The 20,639-nt window shown below is 63.5% G+C and carries 22 protein-coding genes; 12 read left to right on the forward strand and 10 right to left on the reverse strand.

Annotation, left to right across the window (positions count from 1 at the left end; genetic code table 11):
- Nucleotides 1-211: 211 nt before the first annotated feature.
- On the reverse strand, nucleotides 212-1,048 hold the full coding sequence (locus NKK52_RS19455) for a hypothetical protein (protein ID WP_156939259.1): 837 nt from the start codon (nucleotides 1,046-1,048) through the stop codon (nucleotides 212-214).
- Between the two features lie 113 nt (nucleotides 1,049-1,161).
- Here NKK52_RS19455 and NKK52_RS19460 point away from each other — a divergent pair, with 113 nt between their 5' ends.
- Both NKK52_RS19460 and NKK52_RS19465 read left to right on the forward strand, forming a co-directional pair.
- Nucleotides 1,162-1,806: a TetR/AcrR family transcriptional regulator gene (locus tag NKK52_RS19460; RefSeq protein WP_023671149.1), complete on the forward strand. Its 645-nt coding sequence runs from the start codon at nucleotides 1,162-1,164 to the stop codon at nucleotides 1,804-1,806.
- A gap of 186 nt (nucleotides 1,807-1,992) precedes the next feature.
- Nucleotides 1,993-2,226, forward strand: a complete 234-nt coding sequence (locus NKK52_RS19465; RefSeq protein ID WP_023683200.1) for a hypothetical protein — start codon at nucleotides 1,993-1,995, stop codon at nucleotides 2,224-2,226.
- A gap of 139 nt (nucleotides 2,227-2,365) precedes the next feature.
- Here the strand turns inward: NKK52_RS19465 and NKK52_RS19470 are convergent, their stop codons facing one another.
- Genes NKK52_RS19470 through NKK52_RS19495 form a run of 6 tightly spaced genes read right to left on the reverse strand, consistent with a single transcriptional unit; the run spans nucleotide 2,366 to nucleotide 8,212 of the window.
- Nucleotides 2,366-2,593 carry a hypothetical protein gene (locus NKK52_RS19470; protein ID WP_023683199.1) on the reverse strand — a complete coding sequence of 76 codons (228 nt, stop codon included), beginning with the start codon at nucleotides 2,591-2,593 and terminating at the stop codon, nucleotides 2,366-2,368.
- Between the two features lie 52 nt (nucleotides 2,594-2,645).
- Nucleotides 2,646-3,230 carry a sarcosine oxidase subunit gamma gene (locus tag NKK52_RS19475; protein WP_023683198.1) on the reverse strand — a complete coding sequence of 195 codons (585 nt, stop codon included), beginning with the start codon at nucleotides 3,228-3,230 and terminating at the stop codon, nucleotides 2,646-2,648.
- Nucleotides 3,223-6,216 carry a sarcosine oxidase subunit alpha gene (locus NKK52_RS19480; RefSeq protein WP_352629615.1) on the reverse strand — a complete coding sequence of 998 codons (2,994 nt, stop codon included), beginning with the start codon at nucleotides 6,214-6,216 and terminating at the stop codon, nucleotides 3,223-3,225. The genes NKK52_RS19475 and NKK52_RS19480 overlap by 8 nt, the downstream gene beginning before the upstream one ends.
- Complete coding sequence (locus NKK52_RS19485; RefSeq protein WP_023683197.1) at nucleotides 6,213-6,524, reverse strand: sarcosine oxidase subunit delta; 312 nt, start codon at nucleotides 6,522-6,524, stop codon at nucleotides 6,213-6,215. Before NKK52_RS19485 ends, NKK52_RS19480 begins: the two co-directional genes overlap by 4 nt.
- 12 nt (nucleotides 6,525-6,536) lie before the next feature.
- Entirely contained in the window at nucleotides 6,537-6,959 is a 423-nt protein-coding gene (locus NKK52_RS19490; protein ID WP_023671143.1) for a hypothetical protein, read from the reverse strand.
- Nucleotides 6,959-8,212, reverse strand: a complete 1,254-nt coding sequence (locus NKK52_RS19495; protein ID WP_023683196.1) for a sarcosine oxidase subunit beta — start codon at nucleotides 8,210-8,212, stop codon at nucleotides 6,959-6,961. Before NKK52_RS19495 ends, NKK52_RS19490 begins: the two co-directional genes overlap by 1 nt.
- A gap of 202 nt (nucleotides 8,213-8,414) precedes the next feature.
- Here NKK52_RS19495 and NKK52_RS19500 point away from each other — a divergent pair, with 202 nt between their 5' ends.
- The 8 genes from NKK52_RS19500 (at nucleotide 8,415) to NKK52_RS19535 (ending at nucleotide 14,608) form a co-directional block, all read left to right on the forward strand.
- A complete protein-coding gene (locus NKK52_RS19500; RefSeq protein WP_023683195.1) occupies nucleotides 8,415-8,783 on the forward strand; it encodes a YrdB family protein in 369 nt (122 codons plus the stop codon).
- A 133-nt stretch (nucleotides 8,784-8,916) separates the two neighbouring features.
- Nucleotides 8,917-9,675: an SDR family oxidoreductase gene (locus tag NKK52_RS19505; protein ID WP_023683194.1), complete on the forward strand. Its 759-nt coding sequence runs from the start codon at nucleotides 8,917-8,919 to the stop codon at nucleotides 9,673-9,675.
- 105 nt (nucleotides 9,676-9,780) lie between these two features.
- Nucleotides 9,781-10,167 carry an SET domain-containing protein gene (locus tag NKK52_RS19510; RefSeq protein ID WP_023671139.1) on the forward strand — a complete coding sequence of 129 codons (387 nt, stop codon included), beginning with the start codon at nucleotides 9,781-9,783 and terminating at the stop codon, nucleotides 10,165-10,167.
- Nucleotides 10,168-10,342: 175 nt separating this feature from the next.
- A complete protein-coding gene (gene rpsU, locus NKK52_RS19515; protein ID WP_023671138.1) occupies nucleotides 10,343-10,621 on the forward strand; it encodes a 30S ribosomal protein S21 in 279 nt (92 codons plus the stop codon).
- Nucleotides 10,622-10,824: 203 nt separating this feature from the next.
- Nucleotides 10,825-11,679 (forward strand): tetratricopeptide repeat protein, encoded by an 855-nt coding sequence (locus NKK52_RS19520; RefSeq protein ID WP_023683193.1) that lies wholly within the window; start codon nucleotides 10,825-10,827, stop codon nucleotides 11,677-11,679.
- A 257-nt stretch (nucleotides 11,680-11,936) separates the two neighbouring features.
- Nucleotides 11,937-12,410 (forward strand): DUF992 domain-containing protein, encoded by a 474-nt coding sequence (locus NKK52_RS19525; RefSeq protein WP_023671136.1) that lies wholly within the window; start codon nucleotides 11,937-11,939, stop codon nucleotides 12,408-12,410.
- A gap of 88 nt (nucleotides 12,411-12,498) precedes the next feature.
- Entirely contained in the window at nucleotides 12,499-12,978 is a 480-nt protein-coding gene (locus NKK52_RS19530; protein WP_023683192.1) for a DUF992 domain-containing protein, read from the forward strand.
- A gap of 193 nt (nucleotides 12,979-13,171) precedes the next feature.
- Entirely contained in the window at nucleotides 13,172-14,608 is a 1,437-nt protein-coding gene (locus NKK52_RS19535; protein ID WP_023683191.1) for an MFS transporter, read from the forward strand.
- 120 nt (nucleotides 14,609-14,728) lie between these two features.
- Here the strand turns inward: NKK52_RS19535 and coaBC are convergent, their stop codons facing one another.
- The 3 genes from coaBC to ubiE all read right to left on the reverse strand — a co-directional run bounded on the left by coaBC (nucleotide 14,729) and on the right by ubiE (nucleotide 18,645).
- Nucleotides 14,729-16,195 (reverse strand): bifunctional phosphopantothenoylcysteine decarboxylase/phosphopantothenate--cysteine ligase CoaBC, encoded by a 1,467-nt coding sequence (gene coaBC / locus NKK52_RS19540; protein WP_023683190.1) that lies wholly within the window; start codon nucleotides 16,193-16,195, stop codon nucleotides 14,729-14,731.
- Nucleotides 16,196-16,262: 67 nt separating this feature from the next.
- Nucleotides 16,263-17,837 (reverse strand): 2-polyprenylphenol 6-hydroxylase, encoded by a 1,575-nt coding sequence (gene ubiB / locus NKK52_RS19545; RefSeq protein WP_023683189.1) that lies wholly within the window; start codon nucleotides 17,835-17,837, stop codon nucleotides 16,263-16,265.
- A gap of 31 nt (nucleotides 17,838-17,868) precedes the next feature.
- The gene (ubiE, locus tag NKK52_RS19550) at nucleotides 17,869-18,645 is read right to left on the reverse strand and encodes a bifunctional demethylmenaquinone methyltransferase/2-methoxy-6-polyprenyl-1,4-benzoquinol methylase UbiE (RefSeq protein WP_023683188.1); all 777 of its coding nucleotides are present in this window, start codon (nucleotides 18,643-18,645) and stop codon (nucleotides 17,869-17,871) included.
- Between the two features lie 133 nt (nucleotides 18,646-18,778).
- Between ubiE and NKK52_RS19555 the strand changes: the two genes are divergently transcribed.
- Complete coding sequence (locus NKK52_RS19555) at nucleotides 18,779-19,750, forward strand: adenosine deaminase (protein ID WP_023683187.1); 972 nt, start codon at nucleotides 18,779-18,781, stop codon at nucleotides 19,748-19,750.
- Between the two features lie 134 nt (nucleotides 19,751-19,884).
- The gene (upp, locus tag NKK52_RS19560) at nucleotides 19,885-20,514 is read left to right on the forward strand and encodes a uracil phosphoribosyltransferase (RefSeq protein WP_023671129.1); all 630 of its coding nucleotides are present in this window, start codon (nucleotides 19,885-19,887) and stop codon (nucleotides 20,512-20,514) included.
- Nucleotides 20,515-20,639 lie beyond the last annotated feature (125 nt).

Raw genomic sequence — 20,639 nt, forward strand, 5'->3', positions numbered from 1 at the left:
AGATCGGATCAGTTCCGTTCCCCGACCGGGGAGCAAGCCCATACGGAGGTGGTGGCAACCGGCCTGGAAACAGGACGCAAACCGATCACCGTCTGTAGACAGAGCATGATGCCGAAAAGTGTGAAGCGGTTTTCGGACGACATCATGCTCTATCTATTTGATTAGAGCCGGATTCAGATTTCAGGTCAATTCGACCTGAAATCATCCGGCTCTAGCGCGCATCGCTGGAAATGAACTTCATGTGCCGGCTGACTTGCAGGGCGATGTAGACGACCAGCGAGCATCCGATCGGAAACACGATCTCAATGAGGCCGGTGGCGACAGCCTGCGGCAATGCCAGCGCAATGTCCTTGGCTGCGGCAGTCTCGATCGTTAGCGCCGTGATCCCGCCGCCGAACACCGCGCCGGCCAAGGCACCCGCCAGCATGAAATGCAGCGAGCGAGGTTCTTCCTTGGATGCCAGCGAAGCCAGCATCCAGCCCAGCAAACCATACTCGATCGCCCGCAACATACCGAGCGTGGTGAGCGACAGGATCACGGGCTTTGCCGATACATCAAGCGCGCTCACCATCACCTTTTGCGTACCTTTGGCGATGCCCATGGCCAGCGGCCCCGAGATCATGGCGATCAGGCCGCCAAGCGAGGCTCGCACCTTGGTGATCGCCGTGCCGAGGCTGACGCCGGCGCAGACGAAGAATGACCAGGTCACGCCTTGCGCCAAGTCGATCAGAACCTGGGTCGGGGCCGGGTGCGAACCTGCCGCAAATCCGGCAGTCAGAATAAGCGCTTCCATGGCGAAGCCGATTGCGATCGCCAGCCATGCGACTATCACGACTCGCCTGAGCGCCAGCCTTGCGCCATGAGAAAGTGGATGTGCGCCCGGCAGCCCGGACGAAAGCTCTATCGCAGCCATAGAGGCCCCCCAAAACCGAAATTTCTTGCAGAGCCGCCAAATAGGCTTTGTTTGTAACAGTCCGATGTTGCCTGCGTGCGCCCCGGTTACACATGCTGTGACATAGATGCTGGCGAAATGGACCAGAACGGGCACGACTATTCGAGAGAAAGCTTGAGGTCGCTTTTTGCTGTCCCTGACAGCGCCCTTGCCCGTTTCCGTACAGCGTATATATTTAGTCATGCACAACCAACCAAAGGCACCGGATCTTGCCACTGAGCGTCCAGAAACGCCGCGAGAAACAAAAGGCCGAACTGCGTTCCGAACTGCTCGACGCAGCCCACAAGCTCGTCAAGGAAGAGGGCTATGAAGGCCTGACCATCCGCAAGTTGGCCAAGCGGGTCGGCTATGCTCCGATGTCGGTCTATTCCTACTTCGCCGACAAGCAAGACATCCTGTTTGCGCTGGCCGAGGATGCCTTCGAAACACTTGCCCGCCGCATCGAGGAGCACCCTTCCGACGATCCGATCGAGGCCTTGCGTGCGGTGATGACCGAATATGCTGCCTTCGGGCTCGGCAATCCCAACGAATACCGCACCGTGTTCATGACCGAAAAGACCAAGCTGCCGGAAGGCAGAAGCTATGAGGACATGGAAGAGGCCAACCCGGCGATGAAAGCGCTGATATCCAGGGTCGAGGCCTGCGTTGCCGCAGGCAAGCTGCAGGGCGATCCGCGCGCCATCGCCACCATGCTTTGGGCAGTCGGCCACGGCACCATCTCGCTTTTGATCACGTTCCCGTTCTACCCCTTCGGGGATCCGCAGGCTTTCGTGACGCGGATGTGCGATTTCACACTCGCCACGCTCAGCACTCAGAATGTGCCGCCGCTGACCGAGACCCCGGTCGACTGCTGAGCATCCCCGCCCCTCCAATTCAACGTCCGGCCTGACAGCTTCGGCTGTGTCAGTGCGCCGCAATTTTCGGCGTTCAAAAAGATTTTTCGTACGCGTACGTTTTCCGACTTGAAAACCCATCTCGGTGGGCGTATGTGTACGTTGTATCGTACATGTACGAAAAGAATTTAACCGATGGAGACAGACATGAACAAGACCCTTCTCGCTCTCGCCACCGTGCTGGCTCTCTCCAGCTCGGCTTTCGCCGCCAACAACACACACTCGACCAAGCAGGCCCCCGCCGCCCCCTGCGTCGACACCACGACCAATGCCAAGCTCGATTGCGCCGTGACCGGCTCGGTCGAAAAGTCCGACGTCAAGGCCAAGAGCCCGCGTCTCGGCATCGAGATCAACCCATGGATCGTGCCGAGCACGTTCTAAGTTGATCGGGCTCGACCACAGCACAACGATTAATTTAAGGGCGGCAGGATAATCCCGGCCGCCCGTTTTTTCCTCAGCGCCCCCATTTTCTCAGCGCAAGCTGGGCTTCTCCGAGTTCAAACCTGGCGTAGCCGAACGGTTATTTCTTGCGCGGTTTGCGACCCGGCGCCGTCTTGGCCTTGCCGGGTCTTGCCGGCGCGCCTGGGATGGCGGTCGAGGTGATCGACAACGGATCGCTGGCCGGAAACGTGTCCTCGAGGCCTTCCTCGAGTTCCTCTTCGGCAGTCACCTCGTGATGCTGCTCATGTTCGAGTGAGCGCACGGCGGACGTCTTGCCAGCTGACTTCGGCGGCGCTTTCGACGGCATCGTATGTTCTCCCTGATGGGGGAAGCAGAACGGCTTGACCCGTCAAACGTTCCTACGCCGCCGCGTCGCTGGCTGCTTCCGACAGGAAAGTAAAGACATAGTCCGAGAAGGAACGCCAGCACTCGACCCGGAAAGCGTCGGCTGCCGTGCGCAACAGCAGGATTTCGCACTTGCCGAGAATGGTGCGCGACGCCGCGCCCACCGGAAAAGCCTCGAGCGACAAATCCTGCGGGCAGCCTGCATTGATCGCGGCGGCAGCCGCCGGGCCGGTGACGGCGAAGGCGACGTTGCGGTGCGAGATGCCGACCGCCGAATGCAATGCGGCAACCCCAGCACGATCGGCCAGCGGATCCTTGCCAGCCTCATCGATGACCAGCCACTCGTCAGGGCCAAGCCACAGCGCCGTGCGCCCTGTCTTCGACGCCGAAGTTTTCGGCTGCTTCGGCAAGGTCAGGCCGAGCGCCTTCGACAGCGCCGCGACGGAAGCCTCCGGCGCGCGCAGCGACATGCGCTCCGCCGGCGGCAGCACCTCAACCTTGACATCCGTTGCGGAAACGACGCGTCCAGCCAGGGCCGGGCGGCGCTCGACGGACGGCGCTGCAGCTGGGGCCGTCTTCTTTGCAGCAGCCTTAGCCATTGAGGCGCCCTCCCGTCTCGTCGAAGAACACCATGCCGGTAACCTCCACTTCGATCACCCCGTTCGGCATCGGCACATAGAGCGTGTCGCCCATCCGGTCGCGGCCGGCGGCAACCAGCGCCAGCGCGATCGAGCGACCGCAATTTTCCGACCAGTAGCTGGATGTGACGTGACCGATCATCTTCATCGGGATCGCCTGCTTCGGGTCAGCGACGATCTGCGCGCCTTCCTCAAGCACCACTTTCGGGTCCTTGGTCTTCAAGCCGACCAGCTGCTTGCGGCCCTTGGCGACCAGATCGGGCCGCGTCAGGCCGCGGATGCCGACGAAGTCGGTCTTCTTCTTGCCGACCGCCCAGTCGAGCCCGGCATCGTTCGGCGTCACCGTGCCGTCCGTGTCCTGGCCGACGATGATGTAGCCCTTTTCGGCGCGCAGCACGTGCATCGCCTCGGTGCCGTAAGCAGTCGCGCCATGCTTTTGGCCTTCGGCCCACAGCGCTTCCCAAACGGCCTGCCCGTAGTCTGCCGGCACATTGACCTCGAAGCCGCGCTCGCCGGTGAACGACATGCGAAACAGCCTGGTCGGCACGCCGCAGATCTTGCCTTCGCGCACCGACATATGCGGCAGCGCCTCGTCCGACATGTCGACGCCTTCGACCAGCGGCGCAATGATGTCTCGCGACTTCGGCCCCTGCACGGCGATGACCGCCCATTGTTCGGTGATCGACGTCAGCCAGACATTGAGATGCGGGAACTCGGTCTGGAGATAATCCTCCATGTGGTTCATGACGCGCGGCGCGCCACCCGTTGTCGTCGTCACATGGAAACGATCCGGCGCCAGTCGGCCGACGACGCCGTCATCATAGATGAAGCCGTCCTCGCGCAGCATGATGCCATAGCGGCAGCGGCCGGGCTCAAGCTTCTCCCATGGATTGGTATAGAGCAGTTCCATGAACCTGGCCGCATCCGGTCCGACCACTTCGATCTTGCCCAGCGTCGAGGCATCGAACAGGCCGGCATTGGTGCGCACAGCGACGCATTCGCGGTCGACCGCCTTGTGCATGTCCTCGCCGGGTTTGGGGAAATACCAGGCGCGCTTCCACTGGCCGACATCCTCGAACACCGCGCCTTGAGCTTCCGCCCAGGGATGGATCGCGGTCTTCCGTGTCGGGTCGAACAGCGGACCGCGCGAATGGCTGACGATCGCGCCGAAAGTGACAGGCGTATAGGGCGCGCGGAACGTGGTCAGCCCGACCTCGGGGATCGGCTTGCCAAGCGTCTCGGCGGCAATCGCCAGGCCGTGCATGTTGGAGGTCTTGCCCTGGTCGGTCGCCATGCCGTTGGTGGTGAAGCGCTTGACGTGCTCGATCGAGCGCATGCCTTCATGCACCGCCTGGCGGATGTCCTTGGCGGTGACGTCGTTCTGAAAATCGACGAAGGCCTTGACCGTCTTGTCCGGCCCGGCGCCGGGCGCCGCGCCCAGCATGCCGCGCGACCAGCTTTCCGACGCGTCGACCTTCGGCTTAACGCCCTTGGCCACTTTGCCGTCCGCATCCTTCGCCGCCTTGGCGCCGGCCGCATAGGCTTCGTCGATCGACGCCGACAGCCCATCGGTGCCGTTGCAGGCGCCGACCGAAACGCAGTCCTGCGCATAGATGCCCGGCACGAAGCGCTTGGTCTCGTCATCGAAGGCGACCTTGCCGCGCGACTGTGAGAACAAATGCACCGACGGCGTCCAGCCGGCCGACATCAGGATGGCGTCGACCGGAATGGTGCGCTCGCCGCCCCCATTCTTCGGCTGCACCGTCATCGAGGTCACGCGCAACTTGCCGCCGGCGCGGATCACCGCGCGGCCGAAATTGACCTCGATCCCGAGCGCCCTCGCCTCCTCGATCACAGGTCCGGTCGGATGGTCGCGCAGGTCGACGATCGCCGCCACGTTGACGCCGGCCTTCTTCAGGTCGATCACGGCGGAGTAGGCCGAGTCATTTGCGGTGTAGACGCCGACATTTTTGCCGACCGCGACACCGTACTGGTTGAGATAAGTCCGCGCCGCCGAGGCCAGCATGATGCCGGGCCGGTCATTGTCGGCAAACACCATATGGCGTTCGATGGCGCCGGTCGCCAGCACCACGCGCTTGGCGCGTACCTGCCATAGGCGCTCGCGCGGCAAATCGTGGCCGGGGTTTTGCAGATGGTCGCTGACCCGCTCGACCAGGCCGACGAAGTTCTGCGCGTAGTAGCCGAACGCCGTCGTCCGCGACAAAACGCGGACATTGTCCAGGGCGGTGAGCTTGGCCACCGCGCCTTGCGCCCAGGCATAACCGTCCTGGCCGTCGATCTTCGCCCCGCTCTCGAAGCGCAGGCTGCCGCCGAAGCTGGCCTGTTCATCGGCGAGGATGACACGCGCGCCGGTTTCGGCAGCGGCGAGCGCTGCCGCAATGCCGGCCGCACCGCCGCCTAGCACCAGTACGTCGCAATGCGCATAGCGCGACGAATAATGGTCGGGATCTGGCTTGTCAGGCGAAACGCCGAGGCCGGCCGCGGCGCGGATCTTCGGCTCGTAGAGGCTCTTCCAGGCCGCCTTCGGCCACATGAAGGTCTTGTAGTAGAAACCGGCCGAAAACAGCGGCGATGCAATGTCGTTAACCGCGCCGACGTCGAAGGCGAGCGACGGCCAGCGGTTTTGCGAGTTGGCGACGAGCCCGTCATAGAGCTCCTGCACCGTGGCGCGGATGTTGGGCGCCTTGCGTGCCGCGTCGCGCTTGACCTCGACCAGCGCGTTGGGCTCTTCCGCTCCGGCCGACAGGAAGCCGCGCGGACGGTGATACTTGAACGAACGTCCCACCAAATGCACGCCATTGGCAAGCAGCGCCGAGGCCAGCGTGTCACCTTCGATGCCGGTGTAAGACTGGCCGTCGAAAGAGAACCGCGCGGTCTTCGCCTGGCTGAGACGGCCGGCGCTCGGAATGCGGAACGCGCCGCTCATTTGGAAGCCATTTCGTTGGAGTTTTTGGGCAGCTTGGACGGTTTCGGCTCGCCGGCTTTGTAAGTCATGACGAACTTGTCGGTGACGGTGTCGCGCACCGCATTGAAGAAGCGTGCGCAGCCATGGATGTGGCGCCAGCGCTCATAGATGATGCCCTTGGGGTTCGAGCGGATGAAGAAGAACTTTTCAAAATCGTCGTCGCTCTCGCCCGCCATGTTGGCCGAACGCGCAATATGCGCCTCGCCGGCGTTACGGAACTCGAGCTCCGGGCGCTCTTCCTCGCAATAGGGGCAGCGGATGAGAAGCATTATCGTTCGTTCCTACAATTCGCCGTGGCCGACATGCGCGCCGGCCGGTTGGTTGCAAAGCCTCTGGCCCATCGCCGCAAAAGGCGCGACGAGCCGAATGCGCTCCTCTACACTTGCGGCGGGGCGAAACAGCTCGCGATACGCCATGTTGCCGATCGTGAGCTGAAACGGATCGGTCGTCACGATGACGCTGCGCGGCTCGAATGTGTCGTCCTCGCCGAGATCGGAGGGCCTGTTCTCCATGAAGATGACCACCTTCTGGCCACCACTCCACACGCATCCCAGAATGCCGGCGTCGATCGAAAACGGCCAATTGGCTTCGTTGCCGGCGCGGCTGATCGGCTGCGTCCGCACTTCGTCCGGTGACGGAAAGTGGAACAGGTCCTGCTCCCCCGCCAGCACCAGCGGCACCGCTACAGCCAACTCCACCATCATCAGTGCGCCACCGCCGCCGCCGCTGCCTCGTCGATGAGGCGACCGGTGCGGAAGCGCTCGATGGTGAAGGGCGCGTTGATAGGATGCGGATCGTCCTTGGCAATCGTGTGGGCAAAGACATGGCCTGAGCCGGGCGTTGCCTTGAAGCCGCCCGTGCCCCAGCCGCAATTGACGTAAAGGCCGGGCACCGGCGTCTTGGCCAGGATCGGCGAACGGTCGGGCGTCACGTCGACGATGCCGCCCCACGAGCGCAGCATCTTCATGCGGGTGAAGATCGGGAACATCTCGCAGATGGCGTCGAGCGTGTGCTGCAGGATATGCAGGCCGCCGGTCTGCGAATAGGAGACATACTGGTCGGTGCCGGCGCCGATCACCAGCTCGCCCTTGTCGGACTGCGAGATATAAGCGTGCACCGTGTTCGACATAACCACGCACGGCACCACCGGCTTGACCGGCTCCGACACCAACGCCTGCAGGGGATAGCTTTCCAGCGGCATGCGCACGCCGGCCATGTTCATGATCACCGAGGAGTGGCCTGCAGCCACCACGCCGACCTTCTTGGCGCCGATGAAGCCGCGCGTCGTGTCGACGCCCATGACCGCGCCATTGGCCGCCCGCTTGACGCCGGTGACCTCGCAATTCTGGATGATGTGCACGCCGCGCGCCGAAGCGCCGCGCGCATAGCCCCAGGCCACCGCATCGTGACGCGCCGTGCCGCCTCGCCGCTGCAAGGCGGCGCCGACAACGGGATAGCGCGCCTGCCTGGAAATGTTGAGCGGCGGGCAGAATTCCTTCGCCTGCTCAGGCGTCAGCCATTCATTGTCGATGCCGTTGAGACGGTTGGCATGGACATGGCGCTTCAGCACCTGGATGTCGTGCACATTGTGCGCCAGCATCATGACGCCGCGCGCCGAATACATGACGTTGTAGTTGAGTTCCTGGGAGAGCCCATCCCACAGCTTCAGCGCATGGTCGTAAATGCCGGCGCTCTCGTCATAGAGATAGTTGGAGCGGATGATGGTGGTGTTGCGCCCGGTGTTGCCGCCGCCTAGCCAGCCCTTTTCCAGCACCGCGACATTGGTGATGCCGTGCACGGTGGCGAGATAGTAGGCGGTGGCCAGGCCATGACCGCCGGCGCCGACGATGATGACGTCATATTCCTTCTTCGGTTCCGGCGAGGACCATTGTTCCTCCCAGCCCTTGTGGCCGCGCATGGCCTCGCGGGCGATGGCGAATACCGAATATTTTTTCAACGTTCCAGCCTCGCAAATGGCGGTGGGGTATTTTACGCAGCCCCGGCGCGCGAGGTGTATCACTAGCGAAACGGCGCTTCCACCCTTGCGCTGTTTGCGACGGCGCTTGCCGTTTTGCGCCGCGGTGGAAAAGACCTGCCCGGGCTGGCAGGCATGGCTGCGTTCGGACACACTGGCGATCGCGAGACTCTGGAGGACGGATATGGGCAACGCCTGGTGGAATCTGACGTTGCGTTTCCTGCTGGAACTTGCCGCCTTGCTTGGCCTCGGCTTTGCCGGCTGGAGCCTCTCCGGCGGATGGTGGCGCTGGGTCCTCGCCTTGGCCTTGCCGTTCATTGCAGCTGCGCTGTGGGGAACCTTCGCGGTGCGCGGCGACCCGAGCCGGTCCGGACGCGCGCCGGTTCCTGTACCAGGCGCAGTCAGGCTGGTGCTTGAACTGGCCATCCTGTTTGGCGGTGCAGCCGGATTCTATGCCGCCGGTCACACAACCACGGGCGTTGTCATCACGCTGCTCATCGCCATCAGCTACGCATTTTCGCTCGATCGCCTCGGCTGGCTGCTGAAGCAATAGTCCGGCGCGCGGCGCTTGTGCCGCTGCGAAGCCATTCAGCAAGTCGAGCACGTATCGGGTGGCTAGCACCGTCCCGAACTGCGATCAACATCCCGGTTGCCGGCACAGCCGGCGCGATGAAAGGATGTAAAAAATGTTCGCACTCACCAATAAAATAGCGATCGTCACCGGCGCCAGTTCCGGCATCGGCCGCGCCACCGCAAAACTCTTCGCCGAAGAAGGCGCCAGGGTCGTCATCGCCGCCCGCCGCCAGGCCGAACTCGATGCGCTGGTCGTCGAAATCGAGGACGCCGACGGCACGGCAGTCGCGCTTGCCGGCGATGTCCGCGACGAAGCCTATGCAAAAGCCCTCGTCGATCTCGCCGTCGAAAAATTCGGCGGGCTCGATATCGCCTTCAACAATGTCGGCTCCGTCGGAACGATGGGTCCGATTTCGGAACTGTCGCTGGACGGATGGCGCGAGACGCTCGACGCCAATCTGACCAGCGCCTTTCTCGGCGCGAAATACCAGGTGCCGGCGATGGTCGAACGCGGCGGCGGATCGCTGATCTTCACCTCGACCTTCGTCGGTCACACAGTCGGCATGCCGGGCATGACCAGCTATGCCGCCAGCAAGGCCGGACTGATCGGCCTGACGCAGGTGCTGGCCGCCGAATACGGCCCCAGGGGCGTGCGGGTCGACGCGCTGATGCCGGGTGGCACCGACACGCCGTCGGCAACATTCAAGACGCCGGAATCACGCGCTTTCGTGGAAAACCTGCATGCCTTGAAACGTGTGGCTGTGCCTGAAGAGATCGCCCGCGCTGCGCTCTTCCTGGCATCGGATGCGTCGAGCTTCACCACAGGATCGGCGCTGTTTGCCGATGGCGGCGTCTCGATCACCCGGACGTGAAGCATTTCGCGGGTCATCGCCCGCGCCGATCAGCCATAGAACCCGAAACCGGACTTGCTTTTTCCTCGCGATTTGGCGATTCGGTTTCGGGTGAGGAGGACGGACATGCTGCTGATCAGGACCTATGTCGCCCAGAGCGCAATCGAAGGCGTCGGCGTGTTCGCCGCCGAGCCGATCAGGAAGGGCGCCTCGATCTGGCGGCTCGATCCGGATTTCGACCGGCTGATCCCGATGGACAAATACGAGGCGGCGCCGCCGCACCTCAAGGAATTGCTCGACCGCTATGCCTATCCGAGCCCCGACCGTCCCGGCTTCATGGTCTATGAAGTCGATAATGGCCGCTTCATGAACCACGCCGAGCGGCCGAACACGGATTTTTCGCAATATGGCGGCGCCACCGCCACTCGAGATATATCAGCCGGCGAGGAAATTACCTGCGATTACGGCGAATTCTTCGAGGATTTCGCACGGCTCCATCTGGCCAGCGCCTAGTTGGCGCCCTATCTCGGGGCTGCCGTGGCAAATTGGCGGTTGTCCTTCATTCCAGTGTGGACAGCGCGGCCTGATTCTGCTATCAGCCGCCACAATTCGTGGTGTAAAGCGCCGCGGAGGCATGTGGCTATGGCCACTTGCCTGTTGATATCAAACCCGAAAGACAGGATTGCCCGTGCAGGTACTCGTCCGCGACAATAACGTTGATCAGGCGCTTCGCGCTCTCAAGAAGAAGATGCAGCGCGAAGGCATTTTCCGCGAAATGAAGATGCGCGGCCATTACGAGAAGCCTTCCGAGAAGCGCGCCCGTGAAAAGGCCGAAGCCGTTCGCCGCGCCCGCAAGCTGGCCCGCAAGCGCGCCCAGCGCGAAGGCCTGCTGCCGATGACGCCGCGCCCGGTTGCTGCCGGCGCCGCCGGTGGTCCTGGTGGTGCTCCGCGTCCGCCGCGGTTCTGACGCCAATTTTTCGTCCTTTTCGAAGGATACTCTGAGGTGGCGCGATGCGGAATCGCCGCCACCTTTTTGTTTGGAGCGCCGCCATTCTGTTGGAGGCCGTTCCCTTGAACGCGCAAACGGCGTTCTAGATTTCGTTGCGACAATCTGTGACCCGGCCCGGAGGGGGACCTGGACGGCGCGGCTGAAGTGAGGACAGGGCAGACATGAACGCAATCGGCGTAGAGCGCAGAACCACAATGCGCGGTTTGGCCCTGGCGGCAGCCCTGATGTCCGGCCTAGTGCTGGCCGGTTGCCAGAGCGTTCCGACCGGCGAATTCAACAACATTGACAAGGCGCAAGGCTCGAGCGAGAACATCTCCTCGCTGTCGGCGGTGATCCAGCGCAATCCGCAGGATCCGGAAGGCTACAATGTGCGCGGCTCGGCCTATGGCCGTGGCGGCCAGTACCAGGCGGCGCTGAAGGATTTCGACACCGCCATCCAGCTCAACCCGAATTTCTACCAGGCCTATTCGAACCGGGCACTGATCCAGCGCTTCCTCGGCAACCAGGCGGCCGCCCTTGCCGACTACAACCGCTCGATCCAGATCAATGCAAATTATGACGCCGCCTATATCGGCCGCGGCAACCTCTATCGCAAGGCCGGCCAGACCCAGCAGGCCTTCAACGATTTCCAGAAGGCGATCCAGCTCGACACCACGGATGCCCGCGCCTATCACAATCGCGGCCTGATCTATCAAAACCAGGGCCAGCACAAGTTTGCCATCGAGGATTTCTCGACCGCCATCTCCCTGGCGCCGGACGCGGCCGAACCCTATAACGGCCGCGGCCTCTCCTATCTCGCCATGAATGACGAGGACAACGCCTTCTCCGACTTCAACATGGCCATCAAGCTCGACGGCAAGAACGCCGAAGCCTGGTCCAACCAGGCGCTGATCTACGAGCGCCGCGGCGACAAGGTCAAGGCCTCGAAGGCCTACCGCGAAGCCGTCCATCTCGACCCGACCTACCAGCCGGCCAAGGACGGCCTGTCGCGCACATCGGGCGCCACCGCCGGCTGAGATGCGGCCGGCGCGCCGCCATCGGCGGCCTTTTATAACAACGTTCCATTCCTGATGCAGTGCGCCGCGTGAGCGGTTTCTCCCCGGGAAAGCGCAGAGCGCTTCCGCTAGGGATGCCTATCCAGAAAACCCCACTATCACCCAATCTTAACCACCGGGGCAAAGCGTTAACCCCTGCCTTGATCGCGCCAAGTTTTCAGCGGAACGCTCCGGGCCATTCAACCGTTGTTGAAGGCATTTTTCGAAAGGACTGACCCATGATCAAGAAAATCATCTGTGCCGCGGCACTTGCCACGACGCTGCTTGCCGTTCCCGCCAGCGCCGGCAAGCTTCAGCTCGGCACGCTCGATTGCACCATCGACGGCGGCGTCGGTTACGTCATCACGTCGAACAAGGGCGTCGACTGCACGTTCCGTCCTTATCACCATGGGCCGTCCGAGAAATACACGGGGATGATCTCCAAGCTCGGCGTCGATCTCGGCCAGACGCATCAGGGCCAGCTGGTGTGGGCGGTTCTGGCCGCCACCCGCGGCCATGACGAGGGCGACCTTGCCGGCCATTATTACGGCGTCAACGCCGAGGCGAGCGTGGTGACCGGCGGCGGCGCCAATCTACTGGTCGGCGGGCTCGACGGCGCCTTTGTGCTGGAGCCGCTCAGCGTCCAGGCGCAGACCGGCGTCAATGTAGCGGTCGCCGTGACCTCCCTGGAGCTGATCCACTCGTTCAAGTAAGCATCGGCAAATAAGGAGCGACTGATCCCTCTACGCGCGGCGCGGAACAGGTTACTGTTTCGCGCCGTATGCTTTTTGGGGATCCGCCGTGCTGAAACCAGCCATCGCCGCCGCTATCACCATCATCTGTACCGCCCAGGCCCAAGCGCAAGACCAGGGCATCGAACTCGGCGTGCTCGATTGCGCCATCGGCGGCGGAACCGGCTTCATCTTCGGCTCCAGCAAGGATCTGAGCTGCACCTTCACGCCGGCCGACAAGAGCTTTTCGCCGGAAGCCTATTTCGGCGCCGTCAACAAATACGGGCTCGACATCGGCACCACCAAGCAGACCGTCATGCAATGGCTGGTGCTGACGCCGCTGAGGAACATCTATGCGCCCGGCGCGCTGGCCGGCGACTATATCGGGGCCAGCGCCGAAGTGACGGCGGCGGTCGGCGCCGGCGCCAATCTCCTGGTCGGCGGCTCCTCGCAGGCCTTCACCCTGCAGCCGCTCAGCCTGCAGACGCAGACCGGTATCAACATTGCCATCGGCGTCAGCCAGTTTCAGCTGCGCAGCATTGAGAACTGACCGGCGCATCAAGCGGAGAGGCTTCCGGCCAATCTCGACCGTTTGCACTTCGATAAAAAGCCACTTGAGCTCAACTGCGCTTGAGGTTTTACAACTCGCCTGACTGAAACAGCGCGCATGGCCCCGCCGGAAAGCCCGACTGGCTTCTGGCGCCATGCGCCGGCATCGAGATATGCAAAGGCAGGGTAAAAGAATGACTGAAATCACCAGCAACAAGGTCTACTGGCGGGCATTGTGGGCAAGCGGCGACCTCGCGCGCTTCTGCTTCATCAGCCTTGGCATCCTGCTGCACGCCACCAACGAGACGATGGTGGCGACGGTCATGCCGGCCATGGTCGGGGACCTCGCCGGTGTGCAGTTCGTCGGCTGGTCGCTGGCCGTCTACGAGCTCGGCGCCATTGTCGCCGGCGCTGCGGCGGGGCGGCTGGTCAGCTATGTCGCTCTACGCTCCAACGTCACGGTCGCCGCCCTGCTCTATGCCGTGGGCGCACTGATCTGCGCCACCGCGCCGTCCATGCCGGTGTTTCTTGGCGGCCGTCTGGTCGAGGGTCTCGGCGGCGGTGCGCTGGTGTCGCTGGCCTTCGTCTCGGTCGAGCGGCTGTTTAACCGCAGCATCTGGCCACAGCTGTTCGGCATCATGTCGGCGATCTGGGGCGTCGCCGCCTTCAGCGGCCCGATGCTCGGCGCGATCATGGTCGAGCTCCTGTCCTGGCGCTGGGCCTTCGGCGTCTTCGTGCTGGGTGGCATCGCCATGGCATCGGCAAGCTTCATCGTCCTGAACACGCCGGAAGCGACGAAGCCGCAGGCCGCCGCCGGCACCTCGCCGCCCTTCCCCTATGCAGCACTTGGCTGCCTCGCCATCGCCGTCGTGCTGATCGCCACCGCAGGCGTCGACGTCGCCTTGCTGCGCTCGTCGCTGCTGCTGGCCCTCGGCCTCGCCGGCCTGGCGCTGTTCGTTTTCGTCGACGCCATGAAGCCGCAATCGCGACTGTTCCCGTCGGGCCTGTTCTCATGGCGCTCGCCGGTCGGCAGCGGCATGAGCATGGTTGCCGCCTTCTCGGTGGCGACAGTCTCTTTTTCCATCTACGGGCCGCTTCTGCTTACCACGCTACACGGTATCCCGATCCTGACCACAGGCTACATCATCGCCGCCGAATCGATCGCCTGGTCGATCCTGTCGATCGCCGTCGCCAATGCGCCGCTGCAGCGCGAACGGCAGATCCTCGTCATCGGCGCGCTGATGATTGCAGCCGGCCTCGCGGGTTTCGCCTATGCCATCCCCGCCGGCTCGATCCCGCTGATCCTGCTCTGCGCTTTGTTGCAAGGCGGTGGCTTCGGCGTGTCATGGCCCTTCCTGACCCGCATCATCGTCGCCTCGGCCCGCGATGGCGAGCAGACGATCGCCTCGGCCGCCGTGCCGACCATGCAGCGCATCGGCTACGCCGTGGGCGCCGCCATGGCCGGCATCATCGCCAATGCCAGCGGCTTTTCGGACGGACTGAACCGCGAGGCAGCAGCGCACGTCGCCGGCTGGCTGTACCTGGCCTTCGTGCCACTCGGCATTGTCGGTTGCCTGGCGGCGTTGAAGATGGCTTTGGAGGCATGCCGGCCGCAACTGGCGCCAGGCTGAGGGCACGGCCGATCGAGAATTTGGCGACAGCATTCCGCCGGCGCTGTCGGCGTCAAATGCCCTCGGCCACAAGGCTGCTTGCAAGACCATGGCCTGCCCGATTGCGGAACCGGCGGCCGCTCAGGCTTGCAAACGCTCGGCGATGAGCGCGGCGAGCCGCGCCGCCACCTCGCCCTTGCCCATCTCAGGCCATTCCTCGACACCGTCCTTCGAGACGATGCGCACCTTGTTGCGGTCGCCGCCCATGACGCCGGTGGGGCCGACGCCGCTTTCATGCGAGACATCGTTGGCGACAATGAAATCGGCGCCCTTCTTCTTCAGCTTGGCCTCGGCATTCGCAATCAGGTCCTGCGTCTCGGCGGCGAAGCCGACAACCAGCCCCGGCCGTTGCCCGTGATGACCAACACTGGCGAGAATGTCGGGGTTTTCGACCATTTGCAGCGCCGGTGGGCCCTGGCCCGCCACCTTCTTGATCTTCTCGCCGGCCGTGCCAGCGGTGCGCCAGTCGGCGACGGCAGCTACGAAGACCGCGGCGTCCGCCGGCAACAACTGTTCGACGGCCGCTTTCATCTCGGCCGCGGTCTCCACATGCGTCGTCACAACGCCGGCCGGATCGGCAATGCCGACCGGACCGGAGACCAGGCGTACATCCGCGCCCAGTCTTGCCAGCGCTGCCGCAATCGCATGGCCCTGCTTGCCCGAAGAGCGGTTGGCGATGTAGCGCACCGGGTCGATCGGTTCATGCGTCGGCCCCGAGGTGACGATGATCCTGCGGCCGGCCAGCGGCTTCGGCCTGCTGTCGAGCAGTGCCTCGATCACTGCCACGATCTCCAGCGGCTCGGCCATGCGGCCCTCGCCCGCCTCGTTGCTTTCCGCCATCTCGCCCTTGGCCGGGCCGACGAAGGCGATGCCATCCTTGGCGAGCGTCGCCCGGTTGCGGCTCGTCGCGGCATGCGACCACATTTTCGGGTTCATCGCCGGCGCCATCAGCACCTTCTTGTCGGTGGCGAGCAGCACCGTCGAGGCCAGATCGTTGGCATGGCCGTTGGCGAGCTTGGCCATCAGATCGGCAGTGGCCGGCGCCACTACCAGAAGGTCGGCCTCGCGCGACAGGCGGATATGGCCGACATCGTGCTCGTCATTGCGGTCGAACAATTCGCTGAAGACATGGTCGGCCGAAAGCGCGCCGACCGAAAGCGTGGTGACGAACTCCTGCGCCGCCGATGTCATCACGACGCGCACCGCCGCACCGCGCTCGCGCAGCCGGCGGATCAGGTCCAGCGCCTTGTAGGCGGCGATGCCGCCGCCGATGATCAGCAGGATGCGCTTGCCGTCGAGGGTTTTGTGCGTTTTTGTGGATTGACCTCGCTCGGGCAGATCAATGTCAAAACCTCCATGAGGCTCAACCAAGCGGCGGATTGTTGCATAGAGGGTTTCGCTCTCGGGCATGCCGGCTTCCGCCGACAGCACGCTTTTGGCAAGCGCATCACGCGCCTCTTCCTCCATCGACACCCCGCGCGCCGCAGCGCGCTCACGCAATTTCTGCTTCACGTCGTCAGCTAGATTGCGGACAGTAATGGTGCCCATGACTTGCTCCGCGACATCAATAGCGCGACTGCAACGCTAGCACCACAGTTGCTAGCGTTGCAAGCGATCAGAGCAGCTTCCACGCGATATACACCAGCGTCAGCGCGATGACCCACAGCGCCATGCGGCCGGAGCGGGTGTAGCGTGCTTCGGCCTTACCGATGGCGCGCGATGTCGCTTCGTCGAAGCGCAGGCCGTGTTCGGCCATAAAATCGATCTCGCGCGACAGCCGTTCGGTGCGGGCGGCAAGATCGGGCGCTTGGCGGGCCAGCGCCAGCAGCGCCTTGGCGCCGTCGCGCGCGTCCATCAGCAGGCCGCTCGGGCCGAGATTGCCGGCGATCCACTGGCCGACCACCGGCTCGGCCGTCTTCCACATGTTGAAGGCCGGGTCGAGCGTGCGCGCGACGCCTTCGACCACCACCATGGTCTTCTGCAACAGGATCAGTTCCGACCGCGTGGCCATATCGAACAGTTCGGTGACCTCGAAGAGCAGCGTCAGAAGCTTCGCCATCGAGATGGTTTCAGCCGGCTGGCCATGGATCGGCTCGCCGATGGCGCGGATCGCCTGCGCGAAAGCCGCGACATTGTGCTGACGCGGCACGTAGCCGGCCTCGAAATGCACCTCGGCGACGCGCAGATAGTCGCGCGTGATGAAGCCGTAGAGGATTTCGGCGAGGAACCGGCGCTCCTTCTTGCCGAGCCGTCCGGCAATGCCGAGATCGACGGCGACAATATTGCCATTGGCCTCGACGAACAGATTGCCTGGATGCATGTCGGCATGGAAGAAGCCGTCCCGCAGCGTGTGACGCAGGAACGACTGGATCAGGTTGGTGGCGATCGCCTTCAGATCGTGGCCCGCCGCAGCGAGGCCGGCGATGTCGTTCATCTTGACGCCGTCGACCCATTCCATGGTCAGCACATCGCGCCCGGTGCGCTCCCAGTCGACCGACGGCACGCGAAAGCCCGGGTCATCCTTGGTGTTTTCGCCAAGTTCCGAAAGCGCTGCCGCCTCGAGCCTCAGATCCATCTCGATCTTGGTGGTTTGCGCCAGCGTCTCGGTCACCTCGACGGGCCGCAGCCGGCGCGACGACGGGATGTATTTCTCCTGCAGCCGGGCGGCGAGGAAATAGCTTTCGAGATCCTGAAAGAAGCGGCGGCGCACGCCAGGCCGGATCACCTTCACCGCCACCTTGGTATCGACACCGTCATGCATGGCCTGCGCGGGATGGACCTGGGCGATGGAGGCCGCCGCGACCGGCCCGCCGAACTGCGTATAGAGTTCGCCGATCTTGCGCCCGAGCGAGCCCTCGATCGCCGCCACCGCTTCCGCCTGCGAAAAAGTGTGCATCTTGTCCTGCAGCATGGCGAGGTCGAGCGCCATGTCGTTGCCGACGACATCGGGCCGCGTCGCCAGGAACTGGCCGAGCTTGACGTAGGAGGGTCCGAGCCGGACCACCGCCTTGGCCAGCCGGTCGCTGCGCTCATAAGCGAGTGCGCGGCGGCGGGTGAAGAGCCGGGCCATGCGCCAGCCGAATTTCGGCAGGCCGCCGAGTTCGTCGCCCGGCAATGCTGCGATCACGCCTTCGCGAACCAGCACCCAGCCGGCCCGTGCGAGCCGAAAGGCGGCGCCGACGCTGCTCATCGCCTACCCTGCTGCTGCAAACTGTGGTGCCTCAAAGCTTCCAGCCCGAATGCAGGGCGGCAATGCCGCCGGAATAGTTGCGGAACGACACGCGCTCGAAGCCCGCGCGGGTGATCATGGCAACAAAGTTCTGCTGATTGGGAAATTTGCGGATCGATTCGACCAGGTAGGAATAGGGTTCGCCCTCGCCCGTCACCATCTTGCCGATCTGCGGAATGACGTTGAACGACCAGGCTTCGTAGACCTTGTCCAGCAGCGGCATCTCGACCTCGGAAAACTCCAGGCACAGGAACCGTCCGCCGGGCTTCAGCACGCGAAAGGCTTCCGTCAGCGCGACATCGATGCGCGGCACGTTGCGGATGCCGAATGCGATGGTGTAGGCGTCAAAGGTGCTATCGGTGAAAGGCAGTTCCTCGGCATTGGCCTCGACGAAATCGGTGTTGCCGGACAGGCCCTTTTTCTCCGCGCGGTCACGGCCGACGCTGAGCATCGAGCCGTTGATGTCGAGCACCGTGGCATGCGTGTTGCCATGGCTGGCGTCGACAATGCGGAAGGCGATGTCGCCGGTGCCGCCCGCCACGTCAAGCACTTTCCAGCCCGGACGTTTCGGCGGATTGAGCCATGTCACCATGGCATCCTTCCACAGCCGGTGCAGCCCGGCCGACATCAGGTCGTTCATCAGGTCGTAGCGGTTCGCCACCTTGTGGAAAACCTCATTGACCAGAGGCTGCTTGTCGCCTGGCCCTACCTTCTTGAAACCATAGGAGGTTTCCATGCCGCCCGCGGCCGTGGTTCTCTCAACTGACATTATTTTGATCCGTCATAAAACCGGCGGGACCATAGCCGATCGATGGTGCGGGCGCTATTGTTTAAGGCGCGGTGTTCGGCCGCGCTTCCAGGTGGTGGGCTTACGGCCTGGACTGATGAGACGGGATAACTGCATGCCTTTGAAAGCGGAACTGCACTGCCACATCGAGGGGGCAGCGGCGCCCGAACTCGTCGTCCGCCAGGCGCAGAAATACGGCAAGGACACCTCGCTTTATATCCAGAACGGCTCGTTCGTCTGGCACGACTTCACCTCTTTCCTCGCGGCTTACGACTTTTCCGCCGACCTGTTCCGCTCCGAGGAGGATTATGCCCGCCTCGCCGACCATTATCTGACCAGCCTTGCCCGCGACGGCGCCATCTATTCCGAAGTCTTCACCTCGCCCGACCATGCCGTCAGGGCCGGCCTGTCGCCCAAGGCCTACACCGATGCGCTCGGCGAAGGCATGCTGCGCGCGAAAGCCAAGACCGGCATAGAGGGCCGCATGATCGTCACTGGCGTACGCCATGTCGGCGTCGAATCGATCGAGCAGGCGGCGCGTTTTGCGGCGCGCTGCGGAAATCCGCTGGTCACCGGCTTCGGCGTCGCCGGCGATGAACGCATGGGCGAGATGGAGGATTATGTCAGGGCCTTCGAGATCGCCCGTGAAGCGGGTCTTGGCATCACCATCCATGCCGGCGAGTTGACCGGCTGGGAGACGGTGCAGGCCGCACTCGACCACATCCGCCCCTCGCGCATCGGCCATGGCGTGCGCGCCATCGAAAATCCCGACCTGGTGCGCCGCATCGCCGATGAGGGCATCGTGCTCGAATGCTGCCCCGGCTCCAACATCGCGCTCAAAGTCTACGACAGTTTCGCCGATCACCCTTTGCCTGCCCTGCAGGCGGCCGGCTGCAAGGTGACGCTGAACTCCGACGACCCACCCTATTTCTGGACCTCGCTGAAGCGCGAATACGACATCGCCGCCGAGCATTTCTCCATGAATGAAAAAGCTTTGACCGCCGTCACCAGGACGGCGATCGAAGCGGCTTTCGTCGACAGGAAGACGAAAAGCGCGCTGCTTGCCCGGCTCGATGCGAAGAGGTGACTGGTGACTGGTGACTGGTGACTGGTGATTGGTTTCCGGCGGTTCGGCCTGTCAACGGCAATGATCGATCCATCGGGACTCGCAAACCTGCTCACTATTCACTATTCACTATTCACCATTCACTGGAGCAACCCATGCAGGGCGTCACCGTCGTCGACCACCCGCTTGTCCAGCACAAGCTGACCATCATGCGCAAGAAGGAGACGTCGACCGCCGGCTTCCGGCGGCTGCTGCGCGAGATCTCGCTGCTGCTCGGCTACGAGGTCACCCGCAACCTCGAACTGACGACGACGACCATCGAAACCCCGATGGAAACCATGGAAGCGCCGACGCTGGAAGGCAAGAAGCTGGTCTTCGCCTCGGTGCTGCGCGCCGGCAATGGCCTGCTCGAAGGCCTGCTCGACCTGGTCCCGGCGGCCCGCGTCGCCCATGTCGGCCTCTACCGCGATCACGAAACGCTGGAGGCGGTGGAATATTTCTTCAAGGCGCCGAGCGATCTCGCCGACCGGCTGGTGATCGTCGTCGATCCGATGCTGGCGACCGCGAACTCGGCCATCGCGGCCATCGACAAGCTGAAGGAGCGCGGCGCCACCAACATCCGTTTCCTTTGCCTGCTGGCGGCGCCAGAAGGCATCGAGCGCTTCACCAAGGCGCATCCGGATGTCCCGGTCTTTACCGCTTCCATCGACCGCCAGCTCAACGAGAAGGGCTACATCATGCCCGGCCTCGGCGATGCCGGCGACCGCATGTACGGAACCAAATGACGGCGGCTGGCAAGGCCAGCTGGCATCCAGTCGTTTACCGCCCGTTTACGCAAAGCCGCGGTTTCGGGTTGGCGTTAAAGCGGCACACACCATACGTGGCAAGAATGGGCCTTCACGAAGGTCCG

It is taken from the genome of Mesorhizobium sp. C277A (genome assembly GCF_040324395.1).
Lineage (GTDB): Bacteria > Pseudomonadota > Alphaproteobacteria > Rhizobiales > Rhizobiaceae > Mesorhizobium.

Excerpts from the sequence above, each read along its gene's own strand:
- NKK52_RS19465 (WP_023683200.1), top strand. The coding sequence starts at position 1,993 with ATGAACAAGACCCTTCTCGCTCTCGCCACCGTGCTGGCTCTCTCCAGC.
- NKK52_RS19470 (WP_023683199.1), bottom strand. The coding sequence starts at position 2,593 with ATGCCGTCGAAAGCGCCGCCGAAGTCAGCTGGCAAGACGTCCGCCGTG.
- NKK52_RS19475 (WP_023683198.1), bottom strand. The coding sequence starts at position 3,230 with ATGGCTAAGGCTGCTGCAAAGAAGACGGCCCCAGCTGCAGCGCCGTCC.
- NKK52_RS19480 (WP_352629615.1), bottom strand. The coding sequence starts at position 6,216 with ATGAGCGGCGCGTTCCGCATTCCGAGCGCCGGCCGTCTCAGCCAGGCG.
- NKK52_RS19485 (WP_023683197.1), bottom strand. The coding sequence starts at position 6,524 with ATGCTTCTCATCCGCTGCCCCTATTGCGAGGAAGAGCGCCCGGAGCTC.
- NKK52_RS19490 (WP_023671143.1), bottom strand. The coding sequence starts at position 6,959 with ATGATGGTGGAGTTGGCTGTAGCGGTGCCGCTGGTGCTGGCGGGGGAG.
- NKK52_RS19500 (WP_023683195.1), top strand. The coding sequence starts at position 8,415 with ATGGGCAACGCCTGGTGGAATCTGACGTTGCGTTTCCTGCTGGAACTT.
- NKK52_RS19505 (WP_023683194.1), top strand. The coding sequence starts at position 8,917 with ATGTTCGCACTCACCAATAAAATAGCGATCGTCACCGGCGCCAGTTCC.
- NKK52_RS19510 (WP_023671139.1), top strand. The coding sequence starts at position 9,781 with ATGCTGCTGATCAGGACCTATGTCGCCCAGAGCGCAATCGAAGGCGTC.
- NKK52_RS19520 (WP_023683193.1), top strand. The coding sequence starts at position 10,825 with ATGAACGCAATCGGCGTAGAGCGCAGAACCACAATGCGCGGTTTGGCC.
- NKK52_RS19525 (WP_023671136.1), top strand. The coding sequence starts at position 11,937 with ATGATCAAGAAAATCATCTGTGCCGCGGCACTTGCCACGACGCTGCTT.
- NKK52_RS19535 (WP_023683191.1), top strand. The coding sequence starts at position 13,172 with ATGACTGAAATCACCAGCAACAAGGTCTACTGGCGGGCATTGTGGGCA.
- coaBC (WP_023683190.1), bottom strand. The coding sequence starts at position 16,195 with ATGGGCACCATTACTGTCCGCAATCTAGCTGACGACGTGAAGCAGAAA.
- ubiB (WP_023683189.1), bottom strand. The coding sequence starts at position 17,837 with ATGAGCAGCGTCGGCGCCGCCTTTCGGCTCGCACGGGCCGGCTGGGTG.
- ubiE (WP_023683188.1), bottom strand. The coding sequence starts at position 18,645 with ATGTCAGTTGAGAGAACCACGGCCGCGGGCGGCATGGAAACCTCCTAT.
- NKK52_RS19555 (WP_023683187.1), top strand. The coding sequence starts at position 18,779 with ATGCCTTTGAAAGCGGAACTGCACTGCCACATCGAGGGGGCAGCGGCG.
- upp (WP_023671129.1), top strand. The coding sequence starts at position 19,885 with ATGCAGGGCGTCACCGTCGTCGACCACCCGCTTGTCCAGCACAAGCTG.